This is a genomic window from Streptomyces actuosus (assembly GCF_016921115.1).
GTDB classification, from domain to species: Bacteria; Actinomycetota; Actinomycetes; order Streptomycetales; family Streptomycetaceae; genus Streptomyces; species Streptomyces actuosus_A.
Window position 1 is genome coordinate 1 of record NZ_JAFFZS010000282.1, and the last position, 378, is coordinate 378.

At 72.0% G+C, this 378-nt stretch carries 1 protein-coding gene; it reads left to right on the forward strand.

The features are described from left to right. Positions 1-378: ATP-binding protein (locus tag JS756_RS36335; protein ID WP_205387525.1), on the forward strand; the 378-nt coding region annotated here is incomplete at both ends.

Genomic DNA, 378 nt, shown 5'->3' on the forward strand with positions numbered 1-378 from the left:
ACATGTCGCCGTGCCTCGCCCACCGCCCGGAGTCGGTCGGCCTCGCCCGCCGGCTGGCCCGATCGGTGCTCCGTGACTGGCGGATCGACGAAAGCGCTGCCGCCTCGGTGCTTCTGGTGGTGTCCGAACTGGTGACCAACGCCGTCCAGTACGCGCGTCCCCCCTTGTACCTGCGCCTGTGCCGGGAGACCGCCGGCCTCCAGGTGCTGGTCGGGATCACCGACGGCGGCAGGGCGGCCCGGACGGGGACTTGGGCGGCCTCCTGCGCTGCCGAGGAACACGGGCGCGGCATGAGCATCATCGATGCGCTGGCAACCTGCTACGGAAGCCGATCCCACGGCCTGGGACTCACCACGCACTGGGCCCGCCTTGCGGTGC